15 protein-coding genes are annotated in these 14618 nt (G+C 71.6%); 8 read left to right on the forward strand and 7 right to left on the reverse strand.

Features of this window, described 5'->3' with window-relative positions:
• Positions 1 to 119 precede the first annotated feature (119 nt).
• Complete coding sequence (locus tag CUT83_RS16825; protein ID WP_101256665.1) at positions 120 to 878, forward strand: phosphoglyceromutase; 759 nt, start codon at positions 120 to 122, stop codon at positions 876 to 878.
• 665 nt (positions 879 to 1543) lie between these two features.
• Here CUT83_RS16825 and CUT83_RS16835 read toward each other — a convergent pair.
• The 3 genes from CUT83_RS16835 to CUT83_RS16845 form a co-directional block, all read right to left on the reverse strand.
• Positions 1544 to 2317, reverse strand: coding sequence for an aminotransferase class IV family protein (locus CUT83_RS16835; RefSeq protein WP_101256666.1), 774 nt, complete (start codon positions 2315 to 2317; stop codon positions 1544 to 1546).
• Between the two features lie 74 nt (positions 2318 to 2391).
• Positions 2392 to 2805, reverse strand: coding sequence for a DNA-binding protein (locus CUT83_RS16840; protein ID WP_101256667.1), 414 nt, complete (start codon positions 2803 to 2805; stop codon positions 2392 to 2394).
• Positions 2787 to 3071: a hypothetical protein gene (locus tag CUT83_RS16845; protein ID WP_101256668.1), complete on the reverse strand. Its 285-nt coding sequence runs from the start codon at positions 3069 to 3071 to the stop codon at positions 2787 to 2789. The genes CUT83_RS16840 and CUT83_RS16845 overlap by 19 nt, the downstream gene beginning before the upstream one ends.
• A gap of 342 nt (positions 3072 to 3413) precedes the next feature.
• Here CUT83_RS16845 and CUT83_RS16850 point away from each other — a divergent pair, with 342 nt between their 5' ends.
• Both CUT83_RS16850 and CUT83_RS16855 read left to right on the forward strand, forming a co-directional pair.
• Entirely contained in the window at positions 3414 to 3728 is a 315-nt protein-coding gene (locus tag CUT83_RS16850; protein WP_240957745.1) for a hypothetical protein, read from the forward strand.
• A gap of 1289 nt (positions 3729 to 5017) precedes the next feature.
• Positions 5018 to 6193, forward strand: coding sequence for an extracellular solute-binding protein (locus tag CUT83_RS16855; RefSeq protein ID WP_240957748.1), 1176 nt, complete (start codon positions 5018 to 5020; stop codon positions 6191 to 6193).
• Between the two features lie 71 nt (positions 6194 to 6264).
• Here the strand turns inward: CUT83_RS16855 and CUT83_RS16860 are convergent, their stop codons facing one another.
• From CUT83_RS16860 to phoU, 3 genes are all read right to left on the reverse strand, one after another.
• A complete protein-coding gene (locus tag CUT83_RS16860) occupies positions 6265 to 7026 on the reverse strand; it encodes an OBAP family protein (RefSeq protein ID WP_173915092.1) in 762 nt (253 codons plus the stop codon).
• A gap of 260 nt (positions 7027 to 7286) precedes the next feature.
• Positions 7287 to 7433: a hypothetical protein gene (locus CUT83_RS30340; RefSeq protein WP_165869404.1), complete on the reverse strand. Its 147-nt coding sequence runs from the start codon at positions 7431 to 7433 to the stop codon at positions 7287 to 7289.
• Positions 7434 to 7649: 216 nt separating this feature from the next.
• Positions 7650 to 8360: a phosphate signaling complex protein PhoU gene (gene phoU, locus CUT83_RS16865; RefSeq protein ID WP_101256671.1), complete on the reverse strand. Its 711-nt coding sequence runs from the start codon at positions 8358 to 8360 to the stop codon at positions 7650 to 7652.
• 226 nt (positions 8361 to 8586) lie between these two features.
• On the opposite strand from phoU, the gene CUT83_RS16870 reads away from it, so the two are divergent.
• Positions 8587 to 10155: a sensor histidine kinase gene (locus tag CUT83_RS16870; RefSeq protein ID WP_240957751.1), complete on the forward strand. Its 1569-nt coding sequence runs from the start codon at positions 8587 to 8589 to the stop codon at positions 10153 to 10155.
• Positions 10156 to 10160: 5 nt separating this feature from the next.
• On the forward strand, positions 10161 to 10832 hold the full coding sequence (gene phoP, locus CUT83_RS16875; protein WP_478079038.1) for a two-component system response regulator PhoP: 672 nt from the start codon (positions 10161 to 10163) through the stop codon (positions 10830 to 10832).
• Between the two features lie 183 nt (positions 10833 to 11015).
• Here phoP and CUT83_RS16880 read toward each other — a convergent pair whose 3' ends face one another.
• Positions 11016 to 11708 (reverse strand): copper chaperone PCu(A)C domain-containing protein, encoded by a 693-nt coding sequence (locus CUT83_RS16880; protein WP_101256673.1) that lies wholly within the window; start codon positions 11706 to 11708, stop codon positions 11016 to 11018.
• 611 nt (positions 11709 to 12319) lie between these two features.
• On the opposite strand from CUT83_RS16880, the gene CUT83_RS16890 reads away from it, so the two are divergent.
• The 3 genes from CUT83_RS16890 (at position 12320) to ispF (ending at position 14549) form a co-directional block, all read left to right on the forward strand.
• Entirely contained in the window at positions 12320 to 12802 is a 483-nt protein-coding gene (locus CUT83_RS16890; RefSeq protein WP_093658831.1) for a CarD family transcriptional regulator, read from the forward strand.
• 450 nt (positions 12803 to 13252) lie between these two features.
• Positions 13253 to 14038: a 2-C-methyl-D-erythritol 4-phosphate cytidylyltransferase gene (gene ispD / locus CUT83_RS16895; protein WP_101256674.1), complete on the forward strand. Its 786-nt coding sequence runs from the start codon at positions 13253 to 13255 to the stop codon at positions 14036 to 14038.
• Entirely contained in the window at positions 14028 to 14549 is a 522-nt protein-coding gene (gene ispF, locus CUT83_RS16900; RefSeq protein ID WP_101256675.1) for a 2-C-methyl-D-erythritol 2,4-cyclodiphosphate synthase, read from the forward strand. Before ispD ends, ispF begins: the two co-directional genes overlap by 11 nt.
• Positions 14550 to 14618 lie beyond the last annotated feature (69 nt).

A 14618-nucleotide genomic window follows, 5' to 3' on the forward strand; every position in this document is an offset into this window, starting at 1 on the left:
CCCGCCCCACACCTCCCCCCTGCCCTGCCCGTCCGGCAGGGCAGGGGGGATACCGGCGGGTAGTCTCGCCAGTCGGCCGCCCCGGCCCCGCCCACCGGACGTCGATTAGGCTCGGGCCCATGGCCGACGCACCGTACAAGCTGATCCTCCTCCGCCACGGCGAGAGCGAGTGGAACGCGAAGAACCTGTTCACCGGCTGGGTGGACGTCAACCTGACCGAGAAGGGCGAGAAGGAGGCGGCCCGCGGCGGTGAGCTGCTCAGGGACGCCGGCCTGCTCCCCGACGTGGTGCACACCTCCGTCCAGAAGCGCGCCATCCGCACCGCGCAGCTCGCCCTGGAGACCGCCGACCGCCTCTGGATCCCCGTCCGCCGCTCCTGGCGCCTCAACGAGCGCCACTACGGCGCGCTCCAGGGCAAGAACAAGGCGCAGATCCGCGACGAGTTCGGCGAAGAGCAGTTCATGCAGTGGCGCCGTTCCTACGACACCCCGCCGCCGGTCCTGGAGGACGGCGCCGAGTGGTCGCAGAGCGACGACCCGCGCTACGCGATGATCCCCAGCGAGCTGCGTCCGCGCACCGAGTGCCTCAAGGACGTGGTCATCCGGATGATGCCGTACTGGTACGACTCGATCGTCCCGGACCTGATCACCGGCCGCACCGTCCTGATCGCCGCGCACGGCAACAGCCTCCGCGCGCTGGTCAAGCACCTCGACAACGTCTCCGACGCCGACATCGCGGGCCTGAACATCCCCACCGGCATCCCGCTGTCCTACGACCTGGACGCCGACTTCCACCCGGTCAACCCGGGCGGCACCTACCTCGACCCGGACGCGGCCAAGGCCGCCATCGAGGCCGTGAAGAACCAGGGCAAGAAGTAGCCGTACGGCACGAACAAGCCCCCTACCAGCAGCTTTGCTGCCGGTAGGGGGCTTTTCGCTACCTCTGGGCCGTCGCTGGGCCGTGCTCGGTAATGAGTGAGGCTTGGTGAGGGTCTCGGCCTTCACCTGGAAGGCCACCAGGAACGCCGTCACGGCAGCGGCCGTCACTGGTGCTGCGGACCAGACGCCGAGGGCGCCGATCGCGCCGCCGACGAGGACGAACGGGAGTTCTCGGGGCGCCAGGTGGAGCGCGAGGCCAACGCGGCCACCGCCCGCAGCCGCAAGGCCTCCTGCGCCGACGGCGACGGATGCCGCGCGTCCCCCACCAGATCGCTCACACCCCACCAACGACCCAGAACCCAAACCATTTCGGATCAATAGGCCGACCGCTCGGGAAAACCGTTGTAAGTCGGCCCGGTGCCGGAACTGTTCCGCTGGCATCCAGCATTGACATCAACGACCACGGACCGCGGTGGCTGCCGACAACCGTATGCGGTGCCCGACAGCCACCGACTGGGGCACTTGCCCTCGACGTGGTCCTGCGACCTGCGGCGGCTCTTTGGCAAGGGTCACGGACGGCCCATCGTCCGGCGGGCGCCACCTCGGCTTCTCCCCCTGTGAGTTGCCGGTTTCCCACCGTCCCGGGACCATCCCCGGCGACACCGTCACAGGGGGTCCCCGGGGATCCCGGTGTACTCCTTGCGCAGTTCCTCGATCAGCGGGTGTGTGTCCGGGAGCGGGAGGTCGTCCAGGCGGCCGATGGCCCGGACACCGATGGCGGCGTTGGTGGCGAAGGCCGCGTCGAACCCGGTGACGTCGGCGAGTCCCACCGGGGCCGAGACCGAGGTGTGGATCTGCTGGAGCAGCCGCATGGTGGTGCCGGCCAGGCACTCCGCGTCCGGCCACACCACCTGCCCGCCCCGGACGAAGCCGATGTTCCAGGTGCCGCCCTCGGAGATCATGGACCGGCCGTCCACGAACAGCGCGTCGTCGAAGCCCGCTCGCTGCGCCGCGCGCCGGTGCCGCAGCGAGCCGAACAGCCCGACGCTCTTCACCCCGGGCATGTCCCGGGTGTACACGGCCGACCGGACCCGCAGCGGTGGAAGCGGCAGGCTGCCCGCGCCGCGGGTGGTCACCAGCACGTGCGGGTGCGCGTCCGACCCGATGCGGCCCAGGTCCAGCGCCGGATCGAAGACGGTCACCCTGACGACACGGGACCCGCCCCCCGGAGCGGCCCTGCGGACGAACTCCAGGACGCGCCCGGGGTCGAGGTCGGTGTCGAACACCGCCCGGCAGTCGCGCACCAGCCGGTCCAGGTGCAGGGACAGGCCACGTACCCGGCCCTGCTCGACGCGCATCGACGTGAAGTGACCGTAGTTGGTCAGGGCCAGGGTCTGAAGGGCACCAGGGTCGACCGGCTCACCGTTGAGTTCCGCCATGCCCCCAGCCTGGCACCCGCAGCCGGCGAGCACAGGCGAGACGGAGCGGGACAAGCAGATCCTGCAGGCATCGGCTACACGGCGACGAGGCGCACCCTGTCGCCGCAGAGCTTCGTCATGTCGTCGATGTCCGAGGTGAGCATGACGACCGGGCGGCGCTGACGCAGCGCCGTCTCGGCCACTGCAGCGTCGATGGCGTATTTGTGACCGTGCAGCCCGGCGTCGACCAGCATGGCCGAGGCGGCCTTGGCCTCCTCGTCACCGACGGGCACGATCCGCATGCCGGACAGGACCCACGCGAGCCGCGCCCTGTCGGTCCGGCGATGCACCGCCTCGATGATGGTGAGCGCGCTGATGACCACCTCCATGCCCCGCTTGCGGGCCTCGGCGATGAGGGCGACGACCGACTCGTGATCACTGACGAACTTCGACAGACCCTCACAGTCGAGAACGAGGGTGCCTTCGTGGCTCAGCTTGCGGCGGGCCACTGCCCCTCCTCGGCGAACACCTCGTCGAAGACCCGGCGTGCCCGCTCCTGCTCGTGCTCGGAGATCGGCCCCTGACGACTTTCGTAGTCGGCCAGGTACTCGTCCAGGATCTGACCCCGCAGCTCGCGCTCCACCGCTTCGGTGATGAACGCGGAGAACTCACGCTTGCCGACCCGTCGGCGGATCGCCTCAGCCGTTCCCTCGGGAAGGGAGAGGCTGACCCTGGTGGCCGGCCCCTCGCCGACGCTGTAAGGAATCTCGCCCATGGGACCGACATTATCAAACGAGTAGGAATTCGACTCGGGTGCAGCACCCACCGAACGACGTGAGCCGCCCGCCCGTCACCTCGTGGTCTCAGTCCTGGTCTCGTTCGCCCCCGTCCGGGGCCGTCCAGACGGAGCCGATCCGAACGCTTCACCGCAGGTCAGGGCGCATACGACCGCCACCGGACCCCGGGGTGAACATTTGGAAAGCGCGCGCCCAGGTCTGTCAGTCCCGGAGCGTACGGTCCGCGTATGGCGATCAGACCACCTGAGAACTGGCGTGCAGGCATAGCCGAGGAGGCTCGTGAACTGGCGGCCGGGACGTTGGACCCGGAGTGTGCTTGCATGGCTCAGCTCTACCCGGAGTCCTTGCTGCGCGCCACGGAGGATGCTCTCCACGCCTTCGAAGAGGACGTGCACGCACTGGTGGCACCGTCCGACGAGCAGGTCTTCGACACGATCAAGCGAGTCGTCCAGCGCCTCAACGCGGTCAATGAGGACGAGCAGCATGGCGGTGCCGGGTACGACACGGACGAGCGTGAGCAGCTGTGTGAGTACATCGACCAGACTCTGAGCGAACACGGCATCGACGTGGCGGCCCTGGCGGCGAGGAACGGCATGGGGCGCGCCGAGATCACCGACGCGTGGCGCGACTGGTGACGACAGCAGGGCAGCGGCGAAGCACCGCAATCAGCGTGACTACGGCCGGCCATCAGCGGCTCCAGACGGCTGGTCGACCGGCCAAGGAGACCTCAGCGACCGTGTCGCCAACAGTTCGGGACGAGGGGGGCGCGTCAGTGACGCTTGCCCGAGGCGACTCGCGACATGTGTCGTCTGGCTTCCCGGGCCGTCGCTGGGCCGTGGGAGGGTGGCCAGGGGCGACCAACGACGACAACCGTTGACGGCTCAGCCGCAGGTCAGAGCGGTGGCCGGGCGAGCAGTCGCAGGCCGCGGAACCGGCCGTGAAGAACCAGGGCAAGAAGTAATCCGGGAAGCCGTGGGGCTCCGCAGCTTCCCGGACAGGCGCACTGTCCGTTCCGAGGAGAGGATGGAGGTGTCAGTGCGTACGCCGAGTGCGCCGGTCTCACCGGTGACGAACTGGAACTGTGCGAGGACGCTGCTGGTGTGGGCACAGCGATCGGTGTCGGTGTGATCATCTTTCTCTGGGCAGCCGTGAACATCATCCTCGCGCTGACCTGTCTCGTTTACCGGCTTGCCACCAGGCAACCCCGAGTCTGAACACCGGGCCCACGACCCCTGGGCGCCCTATGGCGCACCGATGCCACGCGGTGGTCGGCTCCACCGCGTGGCATCGAGCGGTCCGTGACATGGGTGAACCTACGGGGCGGGCTCCCTGCGCCGGCATTGTCCGGATCAGGTTGTGGAGGTCGCCTTCCGGTGTCGCCACCTTCCGGCCTCTCAGCCCGACCGTCGACGTCGGCCCCGGCGGAAGCCGAAGCTTTCCGCCCAAGTCGGCTACTCCGGTCGAACTCCCTCGCTCGTCCCGTAGGTCCAGTTCCACGGTAACTCTCCTACGGTGGAGCGGAAGGGGTGGGAGGTGGTTTTTTATGCCTTTTGCCCTTTATTCGGTGCGGAGGCCTTCGGTGGGCCGCCGCCTCGCCGCCATCCGGGCGGCGGGGCGGAGACTCGGACTCGTTTGTGTATCGGTCCGCTCATCAGGGTGGTCGCGGTGCGGACTGACCGTTACTTTTCAGCCACCCTGTGGTGGCTTTCAGGGGGGTGCCGCGCTCCGGCTTCCGAATCGGTTCCCGGTGTGGTTCTCAGTGAACGCCAGCGCGGGAGCAGTACCGGTTAAGTAAGGGGTGGCACAGATGCGAAGAAGACGGTTCCTGGGCTTGGCTTCGGGGGTGGCCGGATCTGTCGCATTGACGGCGACCGGGTGCGGCAGCGGAGGCGGGGCGTCCCGCACCGGTGACGTCACTCTGACGATGGTCGCGTCGGATCACGGGGACCTGGAGGGAAACACCCCGACCCAGGAGTACTGGGACGAGGTGGTCGCCTCGTTCGAGGAGCGGAACCCCGGCATCAAGGTGAAGGTGTCCGTCCACGCCCCGGGGAAGGCCGAGCAGAAGGTCGCGGAGATGGTCGGGAACGACCGGGCCCCGGACCTGGCGCAGATCGACTCCTTCGCCGGCCATGCGGCCGCCGAGCGGCTGTACCGGGCCGACGACGTGCTGTCCATCCCCGTCCAGGCCGACTTCGTCTCCGCGCTCAGCACGGCCGGCGAGCTGCGCCGCGTGCGGTACGCGATGCCGTTCACCGCCGACATCCAGCTCCTCTTCTACAACCGGGCCCTCTTCGCCGAGGCCGGCCTGGATCCGGAGAAGCCGCCGCGGACCTGGGAGGAGCTGAAGCAGGCCGCCGTCGCGCTCAAGGCGGTCGGTGTGGACGTGCCCTACGGACTGCCGCTCGGCAGTGAGGAGGCGCCCACCGAGGCCATGACCTGGATGCTGGGCAACGGCGGCGGCTACACCGGCGACGGCGGCATGTACGCCATCAACGCCCCGGCCAACGTCGAGGCCATGGGGTGGCTCCGCGACGAGCTCGTCGACCAGGGCCTGACCACGTCCAATCCCGCCGTCACCAACAGACAGGGGCTGTTCAACCTGTTCACGGGCGGGCACGTCGGCATGCTCAACGGGGACCTGTCGCTGATGCAGCAGGCCGACCGGAAGAAGACCGACTACGGGACGGCCCCGCTGCCCGGCCGCGACGGGCTGTCGGACACCACCACCGGGTCGGCGGGCTGGATGCTGGCCTTCCGCCGGGAGGGCAACCGGGAGGCGGTCGCCGCCTTCCTCGACCACGTCTACGACGTGGAGAACCAGTTCGCCTTCGCCGACCGCTACCACACGCTGCCGGTCACGGTGTCCGCCTCGGAGCGGATGCGCGGCGACAAGCGGCACAAGCGGATGCGGCCCTACCTGGACCAGCTCGGAGCCGCGGAGTTCTTCCCCTCCAACAAGGTGTCCTGGGCGAAGGTCAGCCGGGAGATCGGCCTCTACGTCGGCCAGTCGGTACTGGCCGACGGCGATCCGGCCGCCGTGCTCGGCACCCTCCAGCGCACGGCGGAGGAAGCGGAGGAGGCGGCCAGGGATCTGTGACGCGCCGCGTCGGCCGCGCCATGCCGCGCGGCGGGTGGCGGGCTCCCGGCTCCCGGGTCCCGGGTCCCGGGTCAGGGCGCGGCGGCTCCGCCGTCGGACGCCGCGCGGACGTCCCTGACGCCGGGGACGGGGGTGGTGCCGGAGAAGTCGTCCTTCATCGCGTCGACGCCCCACTGCGGACGGGCCAGGTCGAGGAAGGACTGGCGGTCGGCCCGGTTGGCCCCGGTGTCCAGCTCCATGGCCCGGTCGCGGTCCTGCTCGAGGTCCTCGGCGCACTCGCCCTCGCGGTTGAAGGACCACATGAGCTTGGGGTCGCCGTAGGGGAGGTCCATGCCGGAGCCGTGGCCGTCTCCGTGCCCGTGGCCGCTGGTGTGCCAGGTGTGCCAGGTCTTGCCGTAGGAGTTGACCAGCTGCTTCATGAGCGCCGTCTCCGCGGACCGGGGGAGCCCGGGGGCGGCGAGCTGTCCGGAGAACACCTCGAAGTTGTGCGGGTGCCAGTAGGCCCTCTCCTCCTCGGGCAGGGTCTCGAACAGCCGCTCGGAGACGATGTACTCGATGCCGATCAGGTTCGCGTCCCCGGTGTTGCCGTCGAACAGGACGCACTGCAGCAGATCGTCGTTGACCACGCGGCAGTAGTGGTGGGCCTCCATCTGGAAGTCCGGTTCGCCCTTGGCGCAGTGGAAGCCGACGACGTAGACGTCGAAGCCCTTCAGCGGTGTCGCGGACTGGAGCAGGTTCGAGCCCTGCTCCAGGGCGGCGAGCCAGGCGCCCTTGTCCTGTCCGGCCGGGGTGGTGCCGGTCATGCGGTCCTTGATCCTCGGGTTGAGGGCCATCTGAGGAGCCTCCGTGGTCTCGGCGTCGCGGTCGGAGGAGCCGGCCGGCCCGCGTGGCGGGGCGGCGGCCCGGCGGGCTCCGGGACTCCGTGGCGACTACCCCGCTGCCCGCCGCCCTCACCCGCCGGCGCGGTCCGGGGGCTCCTCGGGGCGGCGGAGGCACGCACCACGACGGCGGAGGTACGCGGCGGGGCCCGGCCGGTGGTCCGGCCGGGCCCCGCGCCGGTGCGGGTGTACGCACCGGCGGTCGCTCCTGGGAATCAGCAGTTCCCGCCGCACTGGCAGGAGCCGCCGGACTGGCAGCCGCACGAGCACCCCGATCCGCAGCCGCAGGCCCCCAGCACGGGCAGCGAGGGCCTCTCGTCGGAGTGCTCGGCCGTGGTGGGTGGAGTCGGGAAGTCCGCCATGAGTGCCTCCTCCGCGTCGCGCCGGCGGTCACCGGCTCGTCTCGTCACCCATTGACGGCCCGCACCGCCGAGCGCGTCAACGGCGCGCGGAGGCACGTACCGCGTGCTCACGGCCGGGGGCGCACCGGCCCGGGCGGCTGGCGCTCCGCGCCCCTCGCGCGCCCCCGCGCCCGAGCCCCGAGCCTGTATTCCGCACCCGAGCCCCGCCGTCCGCGGTCACGCCTCCCCGGCCGGAGTCTCCTCCGAGCCGGCCGCGGCGGCCGCGGCGGTGGCCGGGTCGACCTCGTCCGCGTAGTCGCCGGTGACCAGGTAGACGACGCGGCGCGCGACCGAGACCGCGTGGTCGGCGAAGCGCTCGTAGTAGCGGCCCAGCAGGGTGACGTCCACGGCCGTCTCGATGCCGTGCTTCCAGCGGTCGTCCATCAGGTGCTGGAAGAGAGTGCGGTGGAGGAGGTCGATGGCGTCGTCGTCCTGCTCCAGCTGGAGCGCCAGGTCGACGTCCTTGGTGATCAGGATCTCGCCCGTCTTCGCCATCAGGCGCTGCGCGAGCTGGCCCATCTCCAGGATGGTCGCGTGCAGGTCGCGGGGGACCGCCGACTCGGGGTAGCGCAGCCGGGCGACCTTGGCGACGTGCTGGGCCAGGTCGCCGGAGCGCTCCAGGTCGGCGCTCATCCGCAGCGAGGTGACGACGATCCGCAGGTCGGTGGCGACCGGCTGCTGCCGGGCGAGCAGGTTTATGGCCTTGGTCTCCAGATCCCGCTGGAGGGTGTCGACCTTCTCGTCCGCTGCGATCACGCTCTCGGCGAGATTGAGGTCCGCGTCCAGCATCGCCGTGGTGGCGCGGCCGATCGCGGAGCCGACGAGCCGGGCCATCTCGACCAGGCTGTCGCCGATCGAGTCCAGCTCCTCGTGGTACGCGTCCCGCATGACTTTCCTTCCCCTCGCATGACGTGACCGTAGGGCCGCGGGCCTTCCGCGAAGAGCGCGCGGGCCCCGGTTCTCCCCTACGCTCCCACGTTCTGTCCGAAACACGTCCGGTTCCGCCCGACCAAGTGAACCGGCGCCGACACCGGCGTGAACTCTCGGAGACGTCTGTTCGAGCAGGTGCCCGAACGGCTGGGGCGGTGTTCCGGAGCCCGCATAACCTGGACACATGGACGTGAACGCGGCGGTCGCCGCAGCGGCAGCGATCGCCGGGGTGTGCACCGGCGTGTTCGCGATGCTCGCGTTCCGCTGGAGCGAGCGCGAGCAGGCCCGTCCCACGCGCAGCTCGCTGCACACCGAGGCCGTGCTGCCGCCCGGGGTGGACACCGTGCTGTCCGTGCTGCGCTCCTCCGCGGTGGTGCTCGACGAGGCCGACGCCGTCGTCAAGGCCAGCTCGGCCGCGTACGCCCTCGGGCTGGTGCGCGGCGGGAGGCTCACGGTGGAGCCGATGCTCAAGATGGCCCGCGACACCCGCCGCGACGGTGAGATCCGGCAGGTCGAGCTGGATCTGCCGCGCCGGGGCACGGGCCGCGGCGAGGCCCTGGCGGTCTCCGCGCGAGTGGCGCCCCTGGGCTCCCGGCTGGTGCTGCTGCTGGTCGAGGACCTGACCGAGGCCCGCCGCATCGAGGCGGTGCGGCGCGACTTCGTGGCGAACGTCAGCCATGAGCTGAAGACCCCGGTCGGCGCGTTGTCGCTGCTGTCGGAGGCCGTGATGGACGCCTCCGACGACCCGGAGGCGGTGGAGCGCTTCGCCGGGCGCATGCAGACCGAGGCGACCCGTCTGACCAACCTCGTCCAGGAACTGATCGACCTCTCCCGGGTGCAGAACGACAACCCGCTGGAGGACTCCGAACCGGTCCGGGTGGACGAGCTGGTGGCCGAGGCCATCGACCGCTGCCGCCAGGCGGCGGGCGTCAAGCAGATCACCATGGCCACCGGCGGCACCGCCGACCTGCACGTGTGGGGCAACCGCGGCCAGCTCGCGGCGGCCCTGGGCAATCTGGTGGAGAACGCCGTGAACTACTCCCCGGCCCGCACCCGGGTGGGCATCGCCGGGCGCCGGGTCGCCGCCCCCGGCGGGGACATGATCGAGATCGCGGTGACCGACCAGGGCATCGGCATCTCGGACAAGGACAAGGACCGGATCTTCGAGCGTTTCTACCGCGTCGACCCGGCCCGCTCCCGGGCCACCGGCGGCACCGGCCTGGGCCTGGCCATCGTCAAGCACGTGGCCGCCTCGCACGGCGGGGAGGTCACGGTGTGGAGCGCGGAGGGCCAGGGCTCCACCTTCACCCTGCGCCTGCCGGAGGCGGCCAGCGCGCGCGAGCGCGCCGAGGCCCGGAGGCTGGGGAGGGAACGGGCCGCGGGCGCGCTGCGCGAGCCGGCGGACTTCGGCGACGACGACAGCGACAGAGACGACGGAGACGACGGCGATGACAACGTCGGAGATGCCGGGGAAGGGGCCGGGAAGGACGGCGGCGTACGCGGAGCCGGCCCGGACCCGGCCGGCTCCGGCGGCCTGATCGTCCCCGGCGCTCCAGGCATCCCAGGCACTCCCAGCACCCCCGACGGCCCCGCGTACGGCGTCCCGTACGGCGCGGGCGACGGCCCCGTACCCCCGTACGGTGCCTCTCACCGGACCCCCACCACGCCCCGCGGCCTTTCCCGCGGGGCCCGCAGAACCCCCCACGACCCCATCGATCACCACCCTGATCCCGCCCCGGAGGTCCTCCCGTGACCCGAGTGCTCGTCGTCGAGGACGAGGAATCGTTCAGCGACGCACTGTCGTACATGCTGCGCAAGGAAGGCTTCGAGGTGGCCATCGCGGCCACCGGCCCGGAGGGGCTGGAGGAGTTCGAGCGCAACGGCGCCGATCTGGTGCTTCTCGACCTGATGCTGCCGGGGCTGCCAGGCACCGAGGTGTGCCGCCAGCTGCGCGGCCGCTCGAACGTGCCGGTCATCATGGTGACCGCCAAGGACAGCGAGATCGACAAGGTCGTCGGCCTGGAGATAGGGGCCGACGACTACGTGACCAAGCCCTTCTCCTCCCGCGAGCTGGTGGCCCGCATCCGGGCCGTGCTGCGGCGCCGCGGCGAGCCGGAGGAGGCCGCCCCGCAGGCGCTGGAGGCCGGCCCGGTGCGGATGGACGTGGACCGGCACGTGGTGACGGTCTCCGGCGCCAAGATCGACCTGCCGCTGAAGGAGTTCGACCTGCTGGAGATGCTGCTGCGCAACGCCGGGCGCGTGCTGACCCGTATGCAGCTCATCGACCGGGTCTGGGGCGCCGACTACGTGGGCGACACCAAGACGCTGGATGTGCACGTCAAGCGGTTGCGTGCCAAGATCGAACCGGACCCGAGCGCACCCCGCTATCTGGTGACGGTGCGGGGGCTGGGCTACAAGTTCGAGCCGTGACGGGTCCGTGACCGGCCCATGACGGGGCCGTGCCGGACGCCGCCGCGCCCGGGATCCGGTGCGGCGGCGTCCGGCACGGCAGGACGCGGGTGGGGGCCGCTCCCCGATCAGGAGCGGCCCCCACCCGCGTCCGTGCCCCCGGCCGGCGTTCGCACGCCGGCCGGGGACGGGGGCCGGACGGGGTCACCGCCCCCCGGTGTCCTCGGTGCCGCCGTTCTCCTGGGAGTTCCCGACTTCGCCCTGGGTGTCGTCGTCACCGCTGTCGTTGACGCCTTCGTCCTCGGCGCCCGCGTCGTCCTCCTCGGGCGCGCCCGGGGTCCCGGTGGGCGAGGAGCCCGGGTCGGGCAGGCCGGACTCCGTGGGCGCCGGGGCGGTGCTGGGGCCGAAGTCCTTCCAGGTGCCCTCGGCCGGGACGACGGTGGCGCGCAGCTCCACCCGGCCGGTCGAGCTGAGCTCGAAGACCAGCGGCTGGGCGTTCCCGGTCTCGATGCCGGCCTGCCCGGGGTCGTCGATGATCGCGGAAGCGTTGCCCTCGCCGCCGAGCGCCAGGGAGCCGCCCGCGGGGACGGTCAGCTCCTGCTCGCCCTCGGCCGGGCTCAGCTCCACGCGCTGCCCGTCCACCATGACGGACTCCAGCGTCTCGTCCTCGGTGCCGCCGTTGAAGATGCGCGCCGAGACGGAGGCGGGGCCGGAGCCCTCCTCGGAGGTGACGACGTTGACGTTCTGGACCTTGATCTCGTCGACCTGGGCCGAGGCGTTGTCGGGGTTGATGTTCAGGCTCTGCGCGTTCGGCCCGGCCCCGCAGGCGGTCAGGGACGCGATCGAGAGCGCGAGAGAGCTGGCGGCGAGGGCGCCGCGTCGAAGGCTGCTGCTCACGGCGGCGGCAACTCCTAGCGGGAGGGATGGGTCTGTCGGCGGGCTCAGAGTACCGACCCCGTGAAACGCCCCCGCACCCGACCCGCCCCACAGGCCTCCGAGTGCCGCGCCCCGGCACGCGCGTGAGGGATCGCGGACGGGGGTGGGCATGGGACGCGGGGGAGACGCGCGGGGTTTGTGCACGGGGCCGGGGAGACGGGCCGAGGCCGGCGGGGCGCCTTCCGCGGAATATCGACTGCACGTCCGTGCGAACGATTACGAGCATTCCGGGGAAGTGCCGGTGAAGGAGGCGGGGAAGTTCGCCGGAAAACATCCCCGGAGCCGTTCGTCCGTGCGCTGATCAATTCGCTTCCGGCCGTTCGGCCGGATCAACGATACCGACAAAACGGACGTACAGGTGTTTCGGTCAAGCTCCGGGAGGCGCTTCCATGTGCGATTCCCGCCCTGTTCAGACCCCCTCCGACCTGCGGATTTCTGTCCTCGGTAGGGTCGCGCAGCACGATCCGGGCGTTGTTGTCAAGCCCCGAGATATGCCCTGACCTGCGAAAACGCCATTCAGAAGAGGGCGTGCCCGTGTTACCCTGGATAGCCACGGAAGGGGTACCTGTCACATGACGTTCAAGGTTGGCGACACCGTGGTCTATCCCCATCACGGGGCCGCGCTGATCGAGGCTATCGAAACTCGCCAGATCAAAGGCGTGGACAAGACCTACTTGGTTCTGAAGGTCGCCCAGGGCGACCTGGAGGTGCGCGTCCCGGCGGAAAACGCGGAGCTCGTCGGCGTGCGTGACGTGGTCGGCCAGGACGGCCTCGACCGGGTCTTCGAGGTGCTCCGCGCGCCCTACGCCGAGGAGCCGACCAACTGGTCCCGCCGGTACAAGGCGAATCTGGAGAAGCTCGCCTCCGGCGATGTCATCAAGGTCGCCGAGGTCGTGCGCGACCTGTGGCGCCGGGAGCGCGAGCGCGGACTCTCCGCCGGTGAGAAGCGGATGCTCGCCAAGGCCCGCCAGATCCTGGTGAGCGAGCTGGCTCTCGCGGAGAACACCAACGAGGACAAGGCCGAGACGCTGCTGGACGAGGTCCTGGCGTCCTGATCCGGACGGCGCCGGCCCGGGGCGGGCCGGCGGCCCCTGCGGCGGACACCCGTCGCCCGCCGCCATCCGTCGGCGGGACACGACAACGACGCACGGCGCGGCGCCGGCCGGTGACCGGTCGGCGGACGTGAGACGCGGAGATCGCCGCGGTGCCCGGGTGACGGTGCGAGCCGTCACCGGGCACCGCGGTGTGTCGGAGCACCGCAGCGTGTCGGGGGCGCACACGGGGGTCCGTCAGGTCCTCCGGCGTACGAGGCTGCCCGGACGCGGTCGTGGGCGGTCTCACGGGCCGCCCGCGATACTCGACGCCGGACTGCCCAGTACTGGAAGTGCCGGGCCCGGGCGGCTGCTCGACCGGTCGTCACGGAAGGGTCCGGTCGGGGCTTCGCACCCGGCACGCTCAGTGCCATACCCACCTCCGCCGAGGAAACAAACCTGAACGGGCGACCAATGCCAGACGAAACCAGGCACGCAGAAGCGACCGACGGCACGCCGTCCCCCCGCACCGCGGTGGTCATCCCCGCCGCGGGCCGCGGCGTGCGGCTCGGCCGCGGCGCCCCCAAGGCGCTGCGCCCGCTCGGCGGCACCCCGATGCTCGTCCACGCCGTCCGCGCGGTCGCCCGCGCCCGTACGGTCTCGCTCGTGGTCGTCGTGGCGCCGCCCGACGGCGCCGCGGCCGTCCGCACCCTCCTGGACGAGCACCCCCTGCCCCAGTCCGCCGGAGACACCGACGTGACCGTCGTCACCGGCGGCGGCACCCGGCAGGAGTCGGTCGCCCGCGGGCTGGCGGCGCTGCCCGGCGACATCGACACCGTCCTCGTCCACGACGCCGCCCGCCCGCTGGTCCCGGTGGAGACGGTGGAGGCCGTGGTCGCCGCCGTACGGGCCGGGGCGCCGGCGGTCGTCCCCGCGCTGCCCGTGGCCGACACCGTCAAGCAGATCGCGCCGGGCACCCCCGCCGGGGAGCCCGAGCCGGTCACGGCCACCCCCGAGCGGTCCCTGCTGCGCGCCGTGCAGACCCCCCAGGGCTTCGACCGGACCACCCTCGCCAAGGCGCACGCGGACGCCCCGCACGAGGGCGAGGGCGCCACCGACGACGCCGGGCTGGTCGAGCGGCTGGGCGTGCCCGTGGTGCTGGTGCCCGGCCACGAGGAGGCCTTCAAGGTCACCCGCCCCCTGGACCTCGTGCTCGCCGAGGCCGTACTCGCCCGCAGGAGGGTCACCGATGGCTTCTGAGTCCGCCCCTTCCCCCGCTTTCCCCGCTTCCCCCGCCCTGCCGCTGGTCGGCGTCGGCACGGACGTGCACGCCTTCGAGGAGGGCCGCGAACTGTGGTGCGCCGGCCTGCTGTGGGAGGGGGAGACGCACGGCCTGGCCGGGCACTCCGACGGCGACGTCGCCGCGCACGCCGCCTGCGACGCCCTCTTCTCGGCGGCCGGACTCGGCGACCTGGGCGCCCACTTCGGCACCGGCCGCCCCGAGTGGTCCGGCGCCGCGGGCACCGCGCTGCTCGCGGAGGCCGCCCGGATCGTCCGCGCCGAGGGCTTCGAGATCGGCAATGTGGCGATCCAGGTGATCGGCGTGCGGCCCAAGATCGGCAAACGCCGCGCGGAGGCGCAGAAGGCGCTCTCGGAGGCGGCCGGCGCGCCCGTGTCCGTCTCCGGCACCACCACCGACGGCCTGGGTCTGACCGGCCGCGCCGAGGGACTGGCGGCCGTCGCCACGGCGCTGGTCGTGCGCCGGGCCTGACCCGGGTCCGGTCCGCAACCGGTTCGTGCCCGATCCGCACCGCCCCTCTTGCGTTTCCGACTACCCTTG

Origin of the sequence: Streptomyces barkulensis, assembly GCF_002843305.1 — a bacterium.
GTDB lineage: Bacteria > Actinomycetota > Actinomycetes > Streptomycetales > Streptomycetaceae > Streptomyces > Streptomyces barkulensis.